General features: G+C 68.9%; 14 protein-coding genes and 1 pseudogene. 2 read left to right on the forward strand and 13 right to left on the reverse strand.

The features are described from left to right. Positions 1-87: 87 nt before the first annotated feature. The 5 genes from ABZ725_RS32085 to ABZ725_RS32105 form a co-directional block, all read right to left on the reverse strand. Positions 88-279, reverse strand: coding sequence for a hypothetical protein (locus ABZ725_RS32085; RefSeq protein WP_351902763.1), 192 nt, complete (start codon positions 277-279; stop codon positions 88-90). Further along, positions 276-1,979, reverse strand: coding sequence for a hypothetical protein (locus ABZ725_RS32090; RefSeq protein ID WP_358805992.1), 1,704 nt, complete (start codon positions 1,977-1,979; stop codon positions 276-278). Before ABZ725_RS32090 ends, ABZ725_RS32085 begins: the two co-directional genes overlap by 4 nt. Next, positions 1,976-2,593 carry a WhiB family transcriptional regulator gene (locus ABZ725_RS32095; protein ID WP_358805993.1) on the reverse strand — a complete coding sequence of 206 codons (618 nt, stop codon included), beginning with the start codon at positions 2,591-2,593 and terminating at the stop codon, positions 1,976-1,978. The genes ABZ725_RS32090 and ABZ725_RS32095 overlap by 4 nt, the downstream gene beginning before the upstream one ends. A gap of 131 nt (positions 2,594-2,724) precedes the next feature. Next, positions 2,725-3,480 carry an ATP-binding protein gene (locus ABZ725_RS32100; RefSeq protein ID WP_358805994.1) on the reverse strand — a complete coding sequence of 252 codons (756 nt, stop codon included), beginning with the start codon at positions 3,478-3,480 and terminating at the stop codon, positions 2,725-2,727. Then, the gene (locus tag ABZ725_RS32105; protein ID WP_358805995.1) at positions 3,477-3,875 is read right to left on the reverse strand and encodes a hypothetical protein; all 399 of its coding nucleotides are present in this window, start codon (positions 3,873-3,875) and stop codon (positions 3,477-3,479) included. The genes ABZ725_RS32100 and ABZ725_RS32105 overlap by 4 nt, the downstream gene beginning before the upstream one ends. 1,466 nt (positions 3,876-5,341) lie before the next feature. Here ABZ725_RS32105 and ABZ725_RS32110 point away from each other — a divergent pair. After that, complete coding sequence (locus tag ABZ725_RS32110; protein ID WP_358805996.1) at positions 5,342-6,250, forward strand: helix-turn-helix transcriptional regulator; 909 nt, start codon at positions 5,342-5,344, stop codon at positions 6,248-6,250. Positions 6,251-6,289: 39 nt separating this feature from the next. Here the strand turns inward: ABZ725_RS32110 and ABZ725_RS32115 are convergent, their stop codons facing one another. The 3 genes from ABZ725_RS32115 to ABZ725_RS32125 are packed head-to-tail and all read right to left on the reverse strand — an operon-like array spanning position 6,290 to position 9,111. Beyond that, positions 6,290-7,489 carry an amidohydrolase family protein gene (locus ABZ725_RS32115; RefSeq protein ID WP_358805997.1) on the reverse strand — a complete coding sequence of 400 codons (1,200 nt, stop codon included), beginning with the start codon at positions 7,487-7,489 and terminating at the stop codon, positions 6,290-6,292. Positions 7,490-7,518: 29 nt separating this feature from the next. Continuing rightward, the gene (locus ABZ725_RS32120; protein WP_358805998.1) at positions 7,519-8,634 is read right to left on the reverse strand and encodes an MAB_1171c family putative transporter; all 1,116 of its coding nucleotides are present in this window, start codon (positions 8,632-8,634) and stop codon (positions 7,519-7,521) included. Positions 8,635-8,637: 3 nt separating this feature from the next. Continuing rightward, the gene (locus tag ABZ725_RS32125) at positions 8,638-9,111 is read right to left on the reverse strand and encodes a hypothetical protein (protein WP_358805999.1); all 474 of its coding nucleotides are present in this window, start codon (positions 9,109-9,111) and stop codon (positions 8,638-8,640) included. A gap of 730 nt (positions 9,112-9,841) precedes the next feature. Between ABZ725_RS32125 and ABZ725_RS32130 the strand changes: the two genes are divergently transcribed. Next, the gene (locus ABZ725_RS32130; RefSeq protein ID WP_358806000.1) at positions 9,842-10,282 is read left to right on the forward strand and encodes a PPOX class F420-dependent oxidoreductase; all 441 of its coding nucleotides are present in this window, start codon (positions 9,842-9,844) and stop codon (positions 10,280-10,282) included. A gap of 137 nt (positions 10,283-10,419) precedes the next feature. Here the strand turns inward: ABZ725_RS32130 and ABZ725_RS32135 are convergent, their stop codons facing one another. The 5 genes and pseudogenes from ABZ725_RS32135 to ABZ725_RS32155 form a co-directional block, all read right to left on the reverse strand. Next, positions 10,420-13,389 carry a BTAD domain-containing putative transcriptional regulator gene (locus ABZ725_RS32135; RefSeq protein ID WP_358806218.1) on the reverse strand — a complete coding sequence of 990 codons (2,970 nt, stop codon included), beginning with the start codon at positions 13,387-13,389 and terminating at the stop codon, positions 10,420-10,422. A 1,010-nt stretch (positions 13,390-14,399) separates the two neighbouring features. Then, a complete protein-coding gene (locus tag ABZ725_RS32140; protein ID WP_358806001.1) occupies positions 14,400-15,221 on the reverse strand; it encodes a serine protease in 822 nt (273 codons plus the stop codon). Further along, positions 15,218-15,529 (reverse strand): CU044_2847 family protein, encoded by a 312-nt coding sequence (locus tag ABZ725_RS32145; protein WP_351902796.1) that lies wholly within the window; start codon positions 15,527-15,529, stop codon positions 15,218-15,220. Before ABZ725_RS32145 ends, ABZ725_RS32140 begins: the two co-directional genes overlap by 4 nt. Before the next feature lie 268 nt (positions 15,530-15,797). Next, entirely contained in the window at positions 15,798-17,036 is a 1,239-nt protein-coding gene (locus ABZ725_RS32150) for a hypothetical protein (protein WP_358806002.1), read from the reverse strand. Positions 17,037-17,188: 152 nt separating this feature from the next. After that, positions 17,189-18,120, reverse strand: a pseudogene (locus tag ABZ725_RS32155) (IS5 family transposase). Positions 18,121-18,144 lie beyond the last annotated feature (24 nt).

Genomic DNA, 18,144 nt, shown 5'->3' on the forward strand with positions numbered 1-18,144 from the left:
TTCTGGAGGGGCGGTGGTCCGGTGTGAAGCCGGTCCACCGCAGCGGTTGAGTGATGTGGAGCGGTCTGACCTGCTTCTATGCGTGTGTCAGCCGCACTCGGGGCAGCGGGCGAAGTGCTGGCTCAACGCGCGGGCCATGTTGTGCTTGACCGTGATCGCCTGCTTCGCGCTGGTCTTGGCCGGCGGGGTGCCGGCTTTGCGTTCCGCATAGGCGGTCAGGAAGCGGATGTCCTTCTCGAAGTCGGACCGGATGCGCGATAGGCGCGGGCACGTCTTCACCGTGCGCTCCTCTTCTTTGTGGTGGACGTGGCCGTTTCGTGGCGCAGGCGTTCTAGGACCGGCGTGAGGCGGTCGTTGCGGATGCCGATGCTTTGGGCACGCATGATCTCCCTGAGTTGGGTGCGCGTGACCTCGGCGTTGCCGTCCCGTTCCAGCAGTTCGGGCACGTGGGGACGGAGTTGGGTGACGAGTTGGTCCACCGTCACCTTTCCCTTCCTTCGGGACGGGCTGCCCTGATCGCCCCGGGCCCGACTTCGGGACGCCTTCGGCCGCCTCCGTGCGGGGACCGAGTGGGGACGTTCCCCGCCCGACTCGGTCCCCGTTTCGGTGTCGGAGTCACTGTGGTCCCCGTCGTTGGGGACCGGCTGGGGGCGGTCCCCGCTAGGCTCGGTCCCCGTATCGGAGTCGCGGGCATCGTGGTCCTCACCGGGGACCGGAGTCGGGGACGGGAGAGCAGGGCTCTGAGCTGCGGTTTTGTCCCCACATTTCGGGCTGACCTCCGCGCGGTCCCCGGTGCTGTCAGTCCCGGGGGCCGCGTTGTCCCGGTCCCCGTTCACGGCCTCGCCAGTGGCGGCACCCATGTCCCGGTCCCCACTGACGTCCCGGTCCTCGGTCGGCGTGCGGTCCCCTGTTTCGGGGACTGCGTGGGGACCGTCCCCGCTCTCGGCGGATCTCAGCTTGGGGACCGGATCCCGAAGGTCCTCTTCGGGACCGTGCCTGATCGGCGTCGTGCTCGTAGTGGAGGCCGCGAGTAGGCGGATCGTAGGGTCCCCGGATGCCGTCCCGTCGTCGAGAAACGGGCAGATGGGATCGCGGTCCCCGTAGTCCGCGTCCGGTGACGGCTGTGTCCAGGGCGAAGGCAGGTCGACGGTCGCGAGGGCGGTGGCATGGCGGCGGGCGGCGAGCTGCTCCAGAAGCTCGCGTCTCTGCTGAAGGTCGGTGCCGACGCCTGCCTTGGCGAGGGCCTTGGACAGCCGCCGGGTGATCCGCCGCCCCTGCCAGCTCTGGCGACTCTGGGCGGAAAGTTCCGCCAAGCGAGCGGCCAGGGCGACGGCCTTGGCGGTGGCCCGGTCGCGCGTGATCTGGGCTGCGTCACGGTCACGTTCGGCGATGCCGAGTCGGGAGAGCAGGCGCTCACGTGCTTCCCGTCCGAGGGTGGCCAGGATGCCGTGGGAGGCGGCGCCGGGCTTGCGCAGCCGCAGCTCGATACCCATGGCCTGGTGCCACAGCATCGCCGCCATGATGGGGCCGACGAAAGCCCGCACCGTTCCGCCTACCAGTCCGGACTCGGCGTAGGCGGGGATCACCTGCACGCTGGTGATCATCCAGACGAGGACCCCGGGCAGTCCTGGCGCGCCTTGGGTGGTGAGGTTCTGGCGGGCCATCAGCGCGGTGGCGAACAGCGCGAGTTCGGCGGCGCCGAACATGGCGGCGCGCTCGGCGGTGCCGGCCATGTCGAGGTAGTCGGCAGCGAACCGCCATGAGGTGTCGGCGCTGTAGGCGGTGCAGCCGAGCGCGGCGAGCGCCGCGACCCGAACCGCCGGGGCGGATGACCGCGCCGTTCCCACGCGGGCACGACGGCGCAGGGTAAGCCACCCGCCCACGAACACGGCGAGGACCGGCAGCGCAACGGCACCTGCGATCACGGGCGACAGCTCGAAGGAGACGGCAGCCAGGGCTATCGCGGTGGCGTGGGTCATGCTGCCCTTCCGAGCGCGGCGATCAGGGCCTGGGTGTGAACCTGCCGGGGCACGGGCGAGGACGTGGCCTCTTCCTCGTCGTCGTCAGCTGTGGGCTCGGCCTCGTCGTACAGGCCCCAGTACCGGTCACGGTCGGCGATGGCATGGGACGCCCGGCGCATCAGGTCACGGGCCCAGTCGAGTTCGAGCCGGAGGGTGTGGGCGAGGCGTTCGGGGCTCCACCCACGGACGTAGGCGTGGCGGACGACGGTCTCGCGTTCGGCGTCGCTGAGATGTACATCGCGGCCTTGGAAGGCCGCCTTCACCCGGGCGTAGTCGAGGCGCTTGCTGATTTGGGCGTGCCAGGGACGGCGCTCGATCTCGGTCAGCCCGCCCCACATCCCTTGGCGGATGTCGTTGTCCAGGGCGTAGTTGAAGCAGTCCTTCTTGACCGGGCACCGGCCGCAGATGGACTTGGCCTCCGCGGCGGCCTCGTGGGCGCGCGGGGCGTGGAAGAACAGCTCGTCGGCGTCCTCGGTGGGCATGCCGTGGCACAGACCCCGGGCGTGCCAGCTGTGGTCGGCGATCCCGCGCAGCGTCGGGCGCGGGGTGTCGTTCGTGGTGATGGTGCGCAAGAGGATCTCCGGGTACGCCTCAGCGCTCGCGCGGTACCGACAGGGTGCCGTGCCGTGGCGTTGCGGTGAGGCGGGGTGGGGGCGCGGCGGGGCCGCACCGGAGGTGAGGGAGGCGTACGAGATGGGCCGGTTCAGCGGCGCTGATAGCGCTGGTCCGGGCCGGTGAAGTGGACCGGGGTGCACATGCCGGACAGGCGGGACAGGATCCGGTCGCCGATCACGTCGCGCAGCACTGGCTGGTGCCGGGGCATGCCGTGATCGCGCACGGGTGGCAGGTTCGTGGTGAAAATCGTCGGCAGCCGGTTCTGGCAGCGCCAGTTCACCAGCCGGAAGGTGATCTCCTCCGTCCACGCGCTGCTCTTGGCAGCGCCGAGGTCGTCGAGCAGCAGCAGCGGCACCCGCACAACCCGGCGCAGCATGTGCTCCGGATCCACGCCGGACTGCGGGCGCATGTCGGCGTACAGGTCGGCGGCGGTCGTCGCGTGCCAGGACACGCCACACCCGGCGGCGGTCAGGGCTCGGATCGCGCCGTACGCCTGATGCGTCTTGCCCGCGCCGGTGCTGCCCCACAGCAGCAGCGACGGTCCGTGCGCGATCCGCCGGCGTCCGGCCGCACCGAAGTGCGGGTTCAGCCCCCCGGCGTTCGGTTCGACCGCCGCCTCCGTGATGGCGCGGACCCAGGCGGCGACCTCGGGGTGCTCGACCACGGCATCGCGGTAGTCGACCGGGATACGTGTCTGCGCGGCCTCGAGCGCCGGGATCGGCTCCGGGGTGTCCGGCAGCGGCGTGGTCGGGTCGATGCCGCGCTCGGCCAGCCTGGCCTCCAGCCGGGCGCGGAGCCGCTCGCCGATGGCGGGCTGCGGGTCGGCGAGGTGTGCGCGGGTCACAGGCGGCCTCCAAACGTTGTGGGTTCGGCGGTCGGGTTGAGGTAGGGCGTGTAGCTGGAGGCGGTGCTGGCCCAGGGCCCAGCGCCGGAGGCGGAGGATGATGCCGAGGCGGCCTGCGGGGCCGCGTTGACGACCTCGTTCACGAGGCTCGGCAGGACGCTCGGGTGCAGCCCCTTGGCCCGCAGCCGCTCCAGGGCGGTGCGGATGTCCTGCGGATCGAAGCGCTCGTCCAGCAGGACCCGGATCTTGCGTCCCAGGAGCCCGAGGACGTCCGCTGGCGGTCGACGCGGGCAGTCCCGGACGTACTCGGCGACCAGCTCTTTCGCAGAGACCGATCCGGGGAGCGTCTCAGGTGCGGGCGCCTTGCACCCCGTAAGGAATGATCCAGGATCCAAGATCCTAGATCCAGGGCGGGAGTCCTCCGGGACTCCTCCCGTAGTCCTCCGTGAGTCCTCCGGGAGTGCCGTCTGACCTGCACTTTTCCCTGGCAGTGCCGCGGCAGATGAGGCTGGGCCGGCTTGCGGCACGGACACCACCTCTTCGGGGCCGGTCGTGGTCTCTGCGGGCCGAGTGGCGGGCGTGACCGGGCGGTGCACCCCTCCTTGCGGGCTCCCGGAGTGTTCCGGGAGAGTTCCGTGAGACGTCACGGACGGTGCCGTGCGCGTGGTGGGGCAGGCACCGGTCTGGCACTTGCCGCACTGCTGGTGGCCCTGGTGACGAGTGCAGCGCGGTACCCGGGACGCTGTCGCCTTGTTGATCTTCTGGTGCTGCTCCCACGTCACGACGTGCAGCCAGGTGCGTCCGTCGCATCCGGTGTAGCGGCAGATCAGCCCAGAGGAGGCCAACTCCTCCAGGTCTTGGGCGACGTGGGCGGCGGTGTGCTCAGGGCGCAGTGCCCACAGCCGACCGGCGATGATCGCCGGATGGTCGCGGTGACGGCCGGAGTCGTCAGCCTGTGTCAGCAGCCCGATGAAGGTGAGCATGGCGGTCACCGAGCACTCGGCAAGCGACTCTGACTCGAACATCTCCGGCTTGACGGTGCGGATACGTGCCATCAGGCATCTCCGCCGCGTCGCCGCACCAACGGGGCGACAGGGGCACAGGCTGCCGCGCAGGCCGGGGTGTTCGGCCTTTCACGCAGGCCAGTCGGCATGCGAAACTCTCCCTTGAAGCAGGATCCGTTCCGGTGCTGGTGGAAAGGGACCAGAGCGGATTCGTTGGGTGATCTTCGCGCCCTCCCGGGGCGCGGGTGTCCTGGCCGTTCGGCGTCTGAGAGTTCCCGCTCTCAGGCGCCGTCGGCGTTTGCGGGGCCGTAGCCCGTTCCGGTGGGCGGTGCGCGCCTCACTCGTCTCCTTTCGCGCCGGTCGCCGGGCGGATGCCCGGCGGGGGACCAGCAACATACGTGTGGCCTGCGAAGTCATCCAGACTTAGCTCTTGCCTTCTCGACAACTCGTCGGTGCGGCGAAGCCAGGGCAGACCGTGGAGACAGAGCGGGGCGAAGGACAGGCGATCCCCGGAGTCACGCGGCGCACGCACCGAGCGGACCGGCCGCTCGGGTTAAGAGGTGCTGCGGCATGGCGAGGACTTCCTGACGGGGATGAGGGAAACGGTCGCCCACTACGAAGCGGGAGCACGGCTGGCTGGGGCGACACGTTGGAATACGTCGCTCCGCCGCGAAGAGGCAACCTCTCGCGCGGCGGTCCGGATCCTCACCGCTGCCCGGAGGTACTGGTGGGAGGCCGAATCTGGAGGGCCAGCGGTATGCGAAGGCGCTCTGTTTTCGCTACGCTGAAGCTATTCCCAGCCGAAGTAAAAGTCAACAAGATGCATTCGCTTCAACTTGGAGAAAAAGCGAGGTCTGATGCCTGCCCGCCACTTTGACCGACACCGTGCTCGCGCGGTACGGCGAGCTGCCGACATCCTCCAGAGCGAGGTGGCGGCCGAGCTGGGCGTATCCGACTCTGCGGTGGCGAACTGGGAGGCCGGCCACTCCTCGCCCGATCCGGAAAAACTGCCCGCGTACGCGGCGGGGCTCAGAGGCGACCTGGACGATCTGTTTCCGCGTACCGGCCTGCCCGATCTGGCCGATCTGCGCTGCGATGCAGGCATCTACCAGTACGAGACGGCAGAGGTGATCGGGACCAAGAGCGCCGGCCCCGTCGCGGGATCCGAGCGAGGTGACCGTCGGCTCAAGGACAAGTACGTTCCGGCTCTGGCAGCGAAGTACGGCGTCAGTGAAGCGGAGCTGCGTCGCGCCGAGGACCGTTCCATCGCGGCCGCAGAGACGAGGAAGAACGGCACACTGGCGGAGCCTGCCCCCCTGGCATCCGCTGTTGCGGACTCCAGCGGGCCGCCGGGATCACTCGCCGAGAAGATCACCCTGATCCTGCAGCGTTCCTACCCTGGTCCACAGGGACCCCCCTCGGACGCTGAGATGGCGGCTGAAGTGAACGCCCATCTCGGGGCGGAGGTCCTGACCGAAGAGGACTTCTGCGATCTGCGTACGGGTACCGCCGAGACGGCACCCCCCGGCGTCCTGGACGCGCTGGCAGGGGTTGTCGGCGTATCAGAGATGTACTTCAAGTCGGACGAGGCTGTCGCCGCCCAGGTCTACGAGGGACTCCAGCTGCTGGCCGCCGCGAAGAAGGGGACCGTGAGCCAGGTGAGGGCCCGTGGACTGGGTGCGCGGGGCCTCTCACCCCAGGCGATGGCGTTCGTCAACGACTTGGTGGCGGAGATGGAGGAGAAGGAACCCGGCGAGGGCAAGTAGTCCGGCCCGCAGTTTGTGGGCTCCGGGCCGGTGGCGCGGCTACTCCTTCTTCCCTGCCGGAGAGTCCGCCTCGTGCACCCGTCCTGCCGCGATCACGGTCCGGATCTGGCGGAGGGCACCGAGGTCGGCCAGTGGGTCTCCGTCGACGACCAGCAGGTCCGCGCGGAGCCCAGGGGCGATCCGGCCCGTCTTGGCACCCAGCCCCAGGGCTCCGGCCGCGTCCGTGGTGGCCATGTCGAGGATCTTGCTGTTGGGCAGGCCGAGGTGTTCGTAGAACGCGAGCGCCGGCACGAGCCCGTCGAACCCGGCTCGTTGCACGCCGGCGTCGGTTCCGGCGATGAGTTTGGCACCGGCCTCGGCCATCTCCCGCACGAGTCCGAACATTTCGGCGGCCCGCTCCTCTCCGAAGAAGCGCGGCAGCATCTGCCAGTGCGGGCTGACGGCCGGGCAGATGGCGATGCCCTGGTCGATGATCTTCTTCAGGACGTCCTGACGCAGGTCGAAGCCATCCGCCGTCATCCAGGTGCAGTGCTCGATCGTGTCCACGCCGGCGTCCACGGCCGCAGCGATGCCGTCCGCTCCGTGAGCGTGCGCGGCCACCGGCACGCCGGCCTGATGCGCCTCGTCCACCAGGGCCTGGAGTTCCTCCGCGGAGAACTGGCTCTGCCAGCTCTTCGGCCCCTCCTTGGTCAGACCGCCGCCGGTCACCATCGCCTTGATCACGCCGGCACCCCCGGCGAGGTTGCGCCGCACGAGTTCACGGACCTCCGCCACGCCGGAGACCTCACCGCCGAGGAAGTGGCAGTGGCCACCGGGCGGGGTAGCCGGTGTGCCCGCGGACACGATGCGTGGGCCGGGAGCGGAGCCCCGGCTGATCTCGCCGTCGAGGCGGAGTGCCAGACCATTGCGGTCGCCCAGGTCACGGACCGTCGTCACACCGCTGGACAGGAGCTGCTCAGCGCGCTGGCGCATGCCCTGCAGCAGCTTCTCGTCGCTGGACTCGTGGAGAGCGGCCACGGGGTCGCCGCCGCCGTCGAAAACGAGGTGCACATGGGCGTCGATCAGCCCGGGAACCAGCGTCGCGGCGGGAAACGCCAGGTGTGTCCCGTCAGCGCCGGCGCGGTCAGCGAACTGTGTGCGCGGCCCGACTTCGGTGATCGAGTCACCTTCGACAAGGACGGCGCCGTCCTCCAGGTACGTCCCGGAGTCGGTCAGGACCCGGCCGGCGGTGATCAGCATCTTGTCTCGTCTCCCTCGTTCTTCCACAGTCACGCGGTCAGCCGGAGCGCGTCCGACACCGCAATCAGCTGACGGACATCAGCGTTTTGGTCGGCTTCCTCTGGCACCGCCAGGGCAACCGCCTGCCCCGGTGCCGGGGCACCGTTCTCGATCATGGCTACGGCCACTCGCAGGCGCCGGGCCAGTTGAGCCGGCTCAAGGTCCAGCAGGCCCGGGCCGTCCGCCCCGTGCACCAGGTATGGACTGATGTCGACCAGTCCATCACGGCATTCCACTATCCGCCGGTGGTAACGGCGGTGCACGCCACGTGCCCGCCACCGGTCCCACCACCCACGGGAGGCCGGACGCAGCTCGTTCTCGGGGTAGACCTCAATCAGCAGCTGCCACAGCGGAGTCAGACGGCGGTGATCCCGCCGACGGCGCAGCCACAGGCGCATGGCTGTGATCCTGGCGCGGACCCCCGAATAGGTGATGCCCGCGACGAAGAGCAGACTCGACACCACCAGCCCGACCGCGACGCTCGCCGTGAGCTGGGGAGGCACGGAGCCCCCGCTCCACCGGACGGCTACGAAGGCCGCGCGAACGGCACAGGCCAGTGCCATTGCACCGAGGCCGAGCGCGGTCATCCACAGTCCCGTCGAGTGTGGGCGGCGCGACATTCGGGCGTAGCGGGCGGACCACCGTCCGGCCGCACCGAGCGCGTACATCAGATACAGACCGGCGCCGGCGTAGAAGAAGGCGACCTGGGAGATCGTCATGTTCGCCGTGCTGAACGAGCCGGCCAGCGCCTCGTGAGGCACGCTTACGGCCGCCAGGATGATCGCGACCGCGACCGCGGTCACGACGACGGCTTCCCAGCGGGCGCGACGCCGCGCTGCCTGCCCGTCGGCCGAGAACAGGTAGAAGCACATCAGGAAGTAGACCGTCGCGAGCAGCAGGATGTTCTGGACCAGCTTTGCCGCGCCATGGCCGGCGACTGTGTCGATGCCGGTGCCTCCCCCTGGCATGGCGACCGGATACGACAGACCGGCGCTCAGCAGGGAGAGGGCGACAGACCGGGTGGGACCATCGTGCGGGGCACGCGACCACAGATAGAGCCGCCACACGACAGCAGCCGCGATGATCAGCAGGAGCAACTGGCTCACGGCTTACAGCCACCCTCGCCGGTCGCCCAGGGCGGATTGAACCCGGCGTACCTCCGGGTCGTCCGACAGGGGAGGGAGCTCGTCAAGCACCGAGGACCACTCCAGGATGATCGTGGCCGCGAGCTCGACCGAGCACTCCTCCTCGTCCTCGTACGAGCAGCGGAGGGCGACCCGCCGGATCAGCTTGGGATCAAGCACGGGAATGAGGGTCGCCCAGCCCTCGACGAAGTCGTCCGGGGACTCCTGAGACAACTCCTCTGCCTGGTCTTCTTCCCACTCGGCGACGAGGATGTGGAGGATCTCGTGGAGGATGATCTGCCGCTGATGCAGCCGGGTCGTCTCCTGCTGGTAGAGGATCACGTCGATCTGGGACGTGTCGATCCACAGCCCCGAGGGCCCCGGCTTCTCAAGTGGGAAGGGGCGTAGGACGATCGGGCGGCCGCGCCTCTCGCTGAGCGCCCGGACCAACTCCTCCACGTCCAGGGGAGGACGGATCCCGAGGTTGCGCAGTTCTTGTCGCAGCCGGCGGTGGAGGTCGCGCTCGACAGTCCGTCTTTCAGCGCGACGCCACCGCCCCAAGCGCCGCTGGCTCGCCCGCTCTTGCGCAGGAACCTGAGATTCCGGAGCGCGACGACTATCTCCCGGAGACATTGAGCAATCCCTTCGTACCGGCCGATCGGGGCTCTTGCAGAGAGCCGGGTACCAGCCACCACGGATCAACGACGTTCGGGTCCCCGGACCTCGCCCATGAAAGTGACCACGGACGCCGAGACCAGTACCCGCCGAAGGGCGCACGCCGACTCCATGTGGTCGCTAGCGCGAACGAGGCAATCAGCCCGGTCGAAACCTTCACTGAGGCTCAGGAACCGTCTCGGACCTTACGTGAGGCGCGCAGGGATCAAGGTCGGACAGTGGCACATCGAAGATCAACTAGGTGCGGTGATCAGTCCGAATAAAACCTGCCAAATCCTTCATTCGCGAGTTTGGATCATGGCCGTGAACTGCTGATTCACTTGCGGTCATTTTGGTCACGCCCCACTTGAGTGGTGTATGCATCTGTTATCGGAATGAGATATTCCGCCGTGGGTGGATGCGGGCATGTTGTCACTTACGCGGCATAGTGGCTGCGCTTGAGGGTGCGGGTGCCTGCGTGGAAGCAGTCACCTCTGCGTCGACTCGCAAGGTCCTCCGCGTTACGATCCCGAGCATGTCTAGCGATAAATTCAGCCAGATAGTTGATCACGCTACGTTCTGGAATGAATACCACTTGTGCACGTTGACCACCTTGCGACCGGACGGAAGTCCGCACGTAGTGCCCGTCGGAGTAACCGTTGACGCCGACGCCGGGGTCGCTCGGGTTATCACACGCAAATCAAGTAAGAAGGTTGCCAATATCCAGGCGTCCCGCCCCGGCGAAGCCCGCGTCGCGGTCTGCCAGGTCGACGGAGGACGCTGGGCCACGCTGGAAGGCACGGCCGAGGTGCTCACCGACGCCGCAGCCGTCGACGACGCCGTGGTTCGCTACGCCGGCCGGTACGGGCGTACGCCGGCCCCGGACCCCGAGCGCGTGGTCATCGAGATCACGATCGAGCGGGCCATGGGACTGGCCGCAGTTCCCCGCCCGGCGTCGACTGAGAGTGCCGAGTGAGTTGAAAGCGCAGCTTCCGGGGATGCCGGTCATCCACACTGCCATTGCGTTGCACGGAGGCGAGGGACGCCGCCGTCGCTGAGCGGTAGGGCTTGGCGTGACGGGCTGCAAGGCGGTTGCGGACAGAGGCGGGGTGGTCAGGCACTGACTCGCGACCGGATGAGGGCCCGTAGTTCCGCCGCTTCCGCGCTTTGTGCTTGCTCCAGGATGCTCAGTGCGTCAATCCAGCACGCCTGGGCCCGGACAAGCTGGCCGAGGGCGTTCAACGCGCTGCCGAGAGTCGTGAGCACCTGGGCCCGGGCAACGTCGCCGCCGGTGCATCCCAACGCCAGTGCCTGCTCGGCGTGCTGCGCCGCGAGCGCTGGTTGGCCGGCGGAGAGGTGTGCTTCGGCGATGCGGAAGTGCGTGGTGCCCTGCCATAGTTGCCGGCGGTTGTCCCGGAACACCGCCAGTGCCCGCTGGAGTTCTGCATCCGCCTCGCGGAGCCGGCCCGCCGCCCGAAGTGCGAGGCCGAGGACATAACGGCCGTTGGCGGCGTGCGGGACATCCCCCAGCTCCTCGTAGATGGCCACTCCCTGCTGCGCGAGGGAAACCGCGCTCTCCGTGCGGCCGATCGCGACGTGGACACGGGACAGACTGCACAGCGCACTCGCCTCACCCGGGAGGCTCCCGATCGCACGGTACCCCTCGGCGGCCTGCATCAGGTGGGCCTCGGCGTCCGTGAAGCGCTGCTGCTGAATGGCGATCAGGCCGCGGGTGTTGGCGGCCCAGCAGCCGGCCAGCCGATCCCGGACGGTGTCGGCCAGCACCAGCACGCGTTCCGCGTCCCGGTCGGCCTCGTCGAATCGTCCGGCGAAGTGGTGGGCGGTGCTCAGAGCGACCAGGACCCGCACGGCCGCGTGTGGGTCGTCGTGCTCCTGGGCAGCGTGTCCGAGAGCCCTGGCCGTCGACTCGTACTCCGAGAACGCGGTTCCCGGCTTGTACTCCTCGAAGCCGGTGCCCGGCTCGTCCAAGGAGAGGATGCACCAGAACAGATCGGTGGCCCGACGGAGTGCGGGTGCGCCGATCGACTGCCTCGCGCACGCCAGCAAGTTGCCTCTCTCGGTGTCGAACCAGCTGAGAGCCTCGGCCGGGCCGTTGAAGTCCAGCCCCTGAACAGACGTGGCTGCCAGATGGTCGACGAGGACGTCCCCCGGCCGGTGGATCGCGTACACCCGTGACACGGTGGCCAGGTAGAAGTCCAGCAGCCGGGAGAGGGCCGCCCCCCTTTCGGAAGGCGGCTGTTCGTCCCGCTCCGCGCATGCGCGCACGTAGAGCCGCACCAACTGGTGGTACCGATAGCGCCCAGGTGCCGCCGACTCCAGAAGGGATGCGTCGACGAGGGACTCCAGCAGGTCCTCCGCGCCATTCGTCGGCAGGTCCAGCAGAGCTGCGGCCGCGGGCAGTGAGATGTCCGGTCCGTCGGCCAGTCCCAGCAGTCGGGATGCCCGGGCCTGGGCAGGTTCGAGCTGGGCGTAGCCCAGCTCGAAGGTCGCCTTGACCGCCAGGTCGCCGGCCTGGAGCTCATCCAGGCGGTAGCGCTCGTCCGCCAGCTTCGCCGCCAGAGTCGAGACCGTCCATGTTCGCCTGGCGGCCAGCCGGCACGCGGCGATACGGATTGCCAGCGGCATGAAGCCGCACGCCGCGACCACGTCCAGCGCCGAGCTCCGCTCAGACGCCACCCGCTCCGTGCCCACGATCTTGGTGAACAGCTGAAGGGCTTCTTCGGGGGACATCACGTCCAGGTCGACCAGATGGGCACCGCCCAGTTCCACCATCCGCGCCGTCGACGTCACCAGCGCCGCACAGCCCTCCGTACCCGGCAGGAGCGGCCTCACCTGCGCCGCGTCTTTCGCGTTGTCCAGCAGCACGAGGACGCGACGGCCGTCCAGGACGGACCGGAACAGCGCCGCCCGCTCTTCCAACGAATCCGGTATCTCGGTGTCGGGCGTGCCCAACGCCCGCAGGAACGAGCCCAGCACCGTCTCCGGCTCCGCCGCTCGTGAAACCGCGCCCTGGAGATCGACGTACAACTGCCCGTCGGGGAAGGCCGCGCGGGCCTGGTGGGCCACGTGCACGGCCAGGGTTGTCTTGCCCACGCCTCCGATGCCCGCCACCGCCGCCACCGTCATCAACTGGCTCCCCCCGGCGGCGAGCACATCGGTCAGCCCCGACACGAAGGACGCCCGGCCTGTGAAGTCCGGCACCGTGGCGGGGAGTTGGGCTGGACGTACGGGTGCGACAGTCCACCACTCGGCGTCCGGCTCCGACGGCCGCGCCAGGCTCGGGTCCGCTTGCAGGACGCGCATTTGCAGCTCGCGTAGCTCCGCTCGCGGATCCACACCCAATTCGTCGGCCAGCAGGCGTCGCGTGTCTGCATAGACGGCAAGGGCCTCCGCCTGGCGGCCGCTCCGGTACAGCGCCAGCATCAACAGCTCTCGCAACCGCTCCCGCAAGGGGTATGCCGCCGTCAGGGCGGTCAGTTCCGAGATCGCCTCGGCGTGATAACCCTCCTCCAGGTCCATGTCCAGGCGTGTCTCCAGGAGTTGGAGGCGCCACTCCTCCAACCGCACCCGTTGCACCTCTGCGTACGGGCCTGGCAACGCGGCGAGCGACTCCCCGTCCCACATGGACAGCACTCGCTGTAGGAGTTCGCGCGCCCGGCGCAGGTCCCCTGAGGCTTTCGCCCGCTCCGCTTCCGCGGCAAGCCCCTGGGCCACCGAGCTGTCCAAGGCGCCTTCCGGCAGACCGCGAACGGCGTACCCGCCCGATTCGCTCACCAGAACCTCGGGGCCCAACTCCTTCCGCAGGCGAGAGGCGTACGTCCGTATAGCCGCCAGCACCTGTATGGACGACGGCGGGTTGTCACCCCACAGCGCGTCGATCAGCTCGGCCGCCGTCGCCGTCCGGCCCTCACGCAGCAGCAGTGCTGCCAGCAGGGTCCGCTGCTGCGGGGATCCGGTGGGGAGCTGCTCGTCCCCGCGCCAGGCGCGCACAGGTCCGAGCACACTGAAACGCAGAGCAGGCTCTTCTGCGGTGGGCCGCCGTTGCCCGGGCGTGGGGGGCACAGGCCCGTACCCGGTAGAAATCTGCGCAACGGCTGATCGGTCGGCTTCGCGGGTGGCGGAGGGCGGAGGCACAGGCACCGGGACGGTCCGTCGTTCCGCATCGGAATGTTGGGCCGCAGCCATGACCATGAGCCGCGCCCTCTCCAGGCGACGCTCATCGTCCGTTGCCTCCGCGGCTTCGAACTCCGTGATGGCCAGGTTGACCAGCGCGGAGCGGGACAGGGGGTGGCGTGGTCCGAGTACCGCGGGCACTTTCTGGGCGGTGATCGCGAGGACGTCTGCGGCCTGCTCCCACCGTTCGCGGTCCCCTGCGGCCAGCGCCGATCCGAACTCGGCCCGGGCCACGGTGATCAGGGCGGAGAGCGAATTCGGATGGCCGCCGCCGAGCAGCCGCACCAGCCCCCGAGCCGTGACGGCGACGGCATGTACCCGCTCATCCGCTTCGGCGTGACGTCCCTGTCGGCGGGCGCTCTCCGCCAGTACCGATTCCGCCAGGAGCTGGATCTCCATCCGCTCCTGTTCCTGGAGGGAGTCGTCGCGGACCCCCAGGTTCAGCGCCTCCTCAGCCGCGCTTGTGGCCCCTGTGAGGTCTCCCACCCGCAGCTTGACCGACGCCAGATTGGCGAGGCTCCGGGCCGCGGCGCCACCTGCGTCGTCGTGCGCCCCGAAGACGACGGCCGTCGACAGGACACCGACTGCGGCCGGGACGAGACCCCGGTCGGCCAGAACGACAGCCAGTTCGTTGCGGACGTCACTGGGCAGCGCAAGCGACGTCGGATCCCACTGGAGCTGCGAAACCACGCTCCGTAGGAGGGCGTGTGACTCCTCGGCCAGGCCGAGTGCTTCGAGCAGGGTCACCAGATAGGCGAGATCCCGGCCGGGATGCGACCGCCGGAGCAGATCGGGGGCCTTGCTGAGCGCCATGGCGGCCGAAGCCGCACTGCGCCGGGTGCCGGTGTCCCCGCGAAGGCCGAGTTCAGCCCGGTCGATGGCTTCCTGCCAGAGGTCGGTCATGCGTCGTCACCACGCAACTGACGCTCCATGGCCCCTTTGGCGGCGAGGAACCTGAGCTCGGCGACCTGCGACGGATCGAGCAGCCTGCGCCGCGACCACTCGTCGATCCGGTCGAACCACGACTCCGCCGAGGCGGCCGCCGCATCGACGGTCAACTCCTGGCCGTGCTCGGCCTGTCGAGGGAGCGAACTCGCCGGATGGACCACATCCATCAGATGCTCCACATCGAACTGGTCGAAGCGGCGCATGGCTTCCCCGATGGTGGCGGCGAAGAGCACATTGGCGGCCCGGTCGGCGGCGGCTCGGTCCGGGACCTGCTCTAGAAGGATGCCCACGACCACGGGCTCCTGATCCTCCGGGAGACCCTTGACGACAGGGCCGCCGGAATAGCCCGAGTAGTCGCCCAGGGACTGGTGCGTTGTCAACTGCAGCGCCTGGATGACCCCGCCGCCCTCGCAGAGGTACTCCGCCGTGCCGCTGTCCACCTGCCCCCTGAGATGCACTTCGCACGCCGCGGGCCGGTACGGCCCGTGCCAGTCGTCCCCGCCATGGGCGACGCCGGCCCGGGGGATCGGCAGCAGCACCTCGTAGGCGGCGGAGATCATGATCAGCGCGAGGTCGGCGTCCTTGTCGCGGCGGCAGACCTGGCCGGAGAGCCGGCTGCCGTCTGTCAGGACGATGTCGACGTGCTCCTCCAGCGAGGTGAGGCCCCGCAGACAGTGAAGTGCCGTGAGCACATAGCGGCGAGTCAGCAGGAACCCGCCGCCGAGGCGCTGCTGCGACTGGAAGAGCTCGACCCAGTAACTCGCGTCGATCACGGCGACTCCGGGACCCGCTCCACGGTGAGGGTGACCTCGAACGACGCCTCAGCCGACGCCTTGGACAGGATGACCCCGGCCTCCGCCGCCAGGGTCAGCCCGAACGTCACCTCCATGCTTGCCACCTGCCAGCCGTCACGGCGCGGAACCTGCGAGAGCGACTGTTGGGCGATGGCCGACGCCTGGACGATGGCCTCTTCCAACTCCGCAGCCCGCTCGCCGAGGGCGGAACTCGACCGCGTACGGCTGGAGATCTGCCGACCGCCCGCCGCATCCACAGCCACGGTCTCGACCCGAACATCGGCCATACATCCCCTTGTTGGCGCGGCGGGGCTCGCACCGACTCTCGGTCCCCGCCGGAAGCGTAGCCAGCGACACGCGGCATCGGCGACCCATTCGACGACAAGATCCGGTCACACGTGCCGTCGACCGACCGCACCCGACGTCCGACGGCAGTGGGCCGTGGATCGGTCCTGGCCTGCTTCTTCCTGGGATGGTCGAACGGCAGGGTCTCACCTGCGTCGTCGTCGGCTTCGCCGTTTTCGGCGTGCAGTTCGTCGAGTGTCCGTGTCAAGGCTAGCCTTCCGCGTTGTCCGCACGGTGGGGCGTGCTGGCAGCGGGGCGTGATGGAGCCAGTTCCCGGTTGGCGGTGACGGCGTCGCGCAGGAAGCTGCGCTTGGAGTAGAAGGTGTGCTCTTTTGCCCAGCCGCGCGCCGCCAGGTGGCTTCGAAGCCAGGCGTTGATGCGCTCCATCTCGCGCAGCACCTCGTCCTCGTTGTGGTCCAGGACGCTACGTGAGCGGCGGTACTCCAGTTCGCACTGTGAGAGCACCACCTCGGGTTTGGCCAAGACAGAGCAGCGGTCGAAGAAGATGCCGTAGACGTGGCCAGTGCGCATCGACTCGCACTGGACGTCGTATCGGACGCGCTGGAAGGGGGGCATGGCTCGCACTTGAAGCCCGAGTTCCGAGCGCAGGTATTCCTCGAAACCGTCCGGGGTGACGACGACGCTGGATGAGAGCTCTTCGCGGCGGGCGAAGGCGTCTTCGGCGAACCACTTGCGCTTGAGTACGTACCCGGCGGAGACCGTGGGGATGAAGGAGGCGTAACCGAGTTCGCTCTCGGGACCGGTGACGTCGAACAGGTGGTTCTCGGTGTGGTGGATCTGGAACTCCTCCCGGTACTCCGGCCGGCAGTCCTCCAACTCGCCGTCGCGCAGGGCCTTGAGCAGTTCCATGGACGCGGCCCAGATGTCCGGTGCCGGATCGAGGGTGTACTTGTACTCCAGCTCTGTCCCGGTGAAGTGGGTGCGGAAGTGCCGGAGGTGGTTGTTCAGCGCCATGCGGGAATCGGAGTGGGCGGACAGGACCGGATCCACCCAATCCAAAACCTCGACCGGGCCTTGGCCGACCGGCTCGCGAGTGGTGCGGACGAAGCAGGCGTCCTCGGGGTGGAAGCGGATCTGCCCGTAGGCGTGGTAGCCGCCAGTGGGGTGCTCTGCGAGGTAGCACAGCGGCACGAGCGTCGAAGCGGCGCCGGCACCCACCAGCTCGCGAAGAGCGGTTCCGGCAATCGCGTCAGGGAAGAGGGAGTCGCCCTCGATGCGGGCTTCGCCGCGCCGGGTGCCGTCCTGGCTCAGGGCGTTGACCGGGCACTCCCCGAGCGCGTCCCATCGGATGACCACGGTGGTACTCGGCACGCAGACTTCCTGCGGAGCTACCCGGACGAGCACGGTCAGGTCGTCCGGCCGACGGGGCGCGGTCTGGTTGAGGAGGTGGACTCCGCCGAGGACCACCCAGGCCCTTCTTCTCGCCACGTTGTCACTGCCAATGGCTGCCTCCCCGCCTGGAGCGGGCATCACGAGAGAGCCCTCACCGCTGGATGTTGCCTCACTCTGGTCAGCCACCGTGCGCGTCACCTTGCTGCCCAAATCGCCCACCGGACCCGGTCTAGGCGCTGTTTCTCGGATCATGTGCGGAGCCAGGTCATGAGGGCCGCGAGGGTGACGGTTCCGAGGTAGATGTAGGCGCGTTTCTCGTAGCGCGTGGCGACGGCGCGGAAGCCCTTCAGCCGGTTGATGGCCCGCTCGACGGTGTTGCGCTTCTTGTAGCGTTCGCTGTCGAATCCTGTGGGCCGACCGCCTTGGGAACCTCGGCCCTGCCGGTGTCTCTTCTGGTCCAGACGTTCGGGGATCGTGTGCTGGATTCCGCGCCGTCGCAGGTAACGGCGGTTGCTGCGGGATGTGTAGGCCTTGTCCGCCAGGACACGGTCGGGCCGGGTGCGAGGTCGTCCGACTCCCATGCGGGGCACGGAGATCTGCCCCAGCACGTACTCGAGTTGGGGGCCGTCACCGTAGTGTCCGGGTGTCAGGACGAAGGCAAGCGGCCGGCATCGCCCGTCGGCGACGAGGTGGATTTTGGTGGTGAATCCGCCTCGGGAACGTCCCAGGCATTCGCCGATCTGACCACCTCCTCCAGGCGGACAGCCAGTTTCCGCAGCACCGGATCGGCCTGGTTCGTCCCTGGGCCGACCCCCTTTTGAGGCATCGCGGCGGGCGGCGCCGTCCTCGCGCCGGCTGCATGCTGGTGGGCCCGCACCGCCGTCGAGTCCACCGACACATCCCAGTCGATCCCACCCGCAGCGTCCTCGGCGGCCTGAATGCGAGACAGCAGCATCTTCCACGTTCCATCCGCCGACCAGCGGCGATGCCGTTTATAGACCGTCTCCCACGGGCCGAACCGCTCCGGCAGGTCCCGCCATTGCACACCCGTCCGCACCCGGTACAGCACCCCGTTGATCACCCGACGGTGGTCACTCCACCGACCCCCACGCGCACCACCACGAGGTAAGAACGACTCCAGCCGATCCCACTCCGCATTCGTCAGATCCCCACGGCCCATACAGCCAGCCTGGCCCCAACACCC

The organism is Streptomyces sp. NPDC006872 (genome assembly GCF_040635845.1).
Lineage (GTDB): Bacteria > Actinomycetota > Actinomycetes > Streptomycetales > Streptomycetaceae > Streptomyces.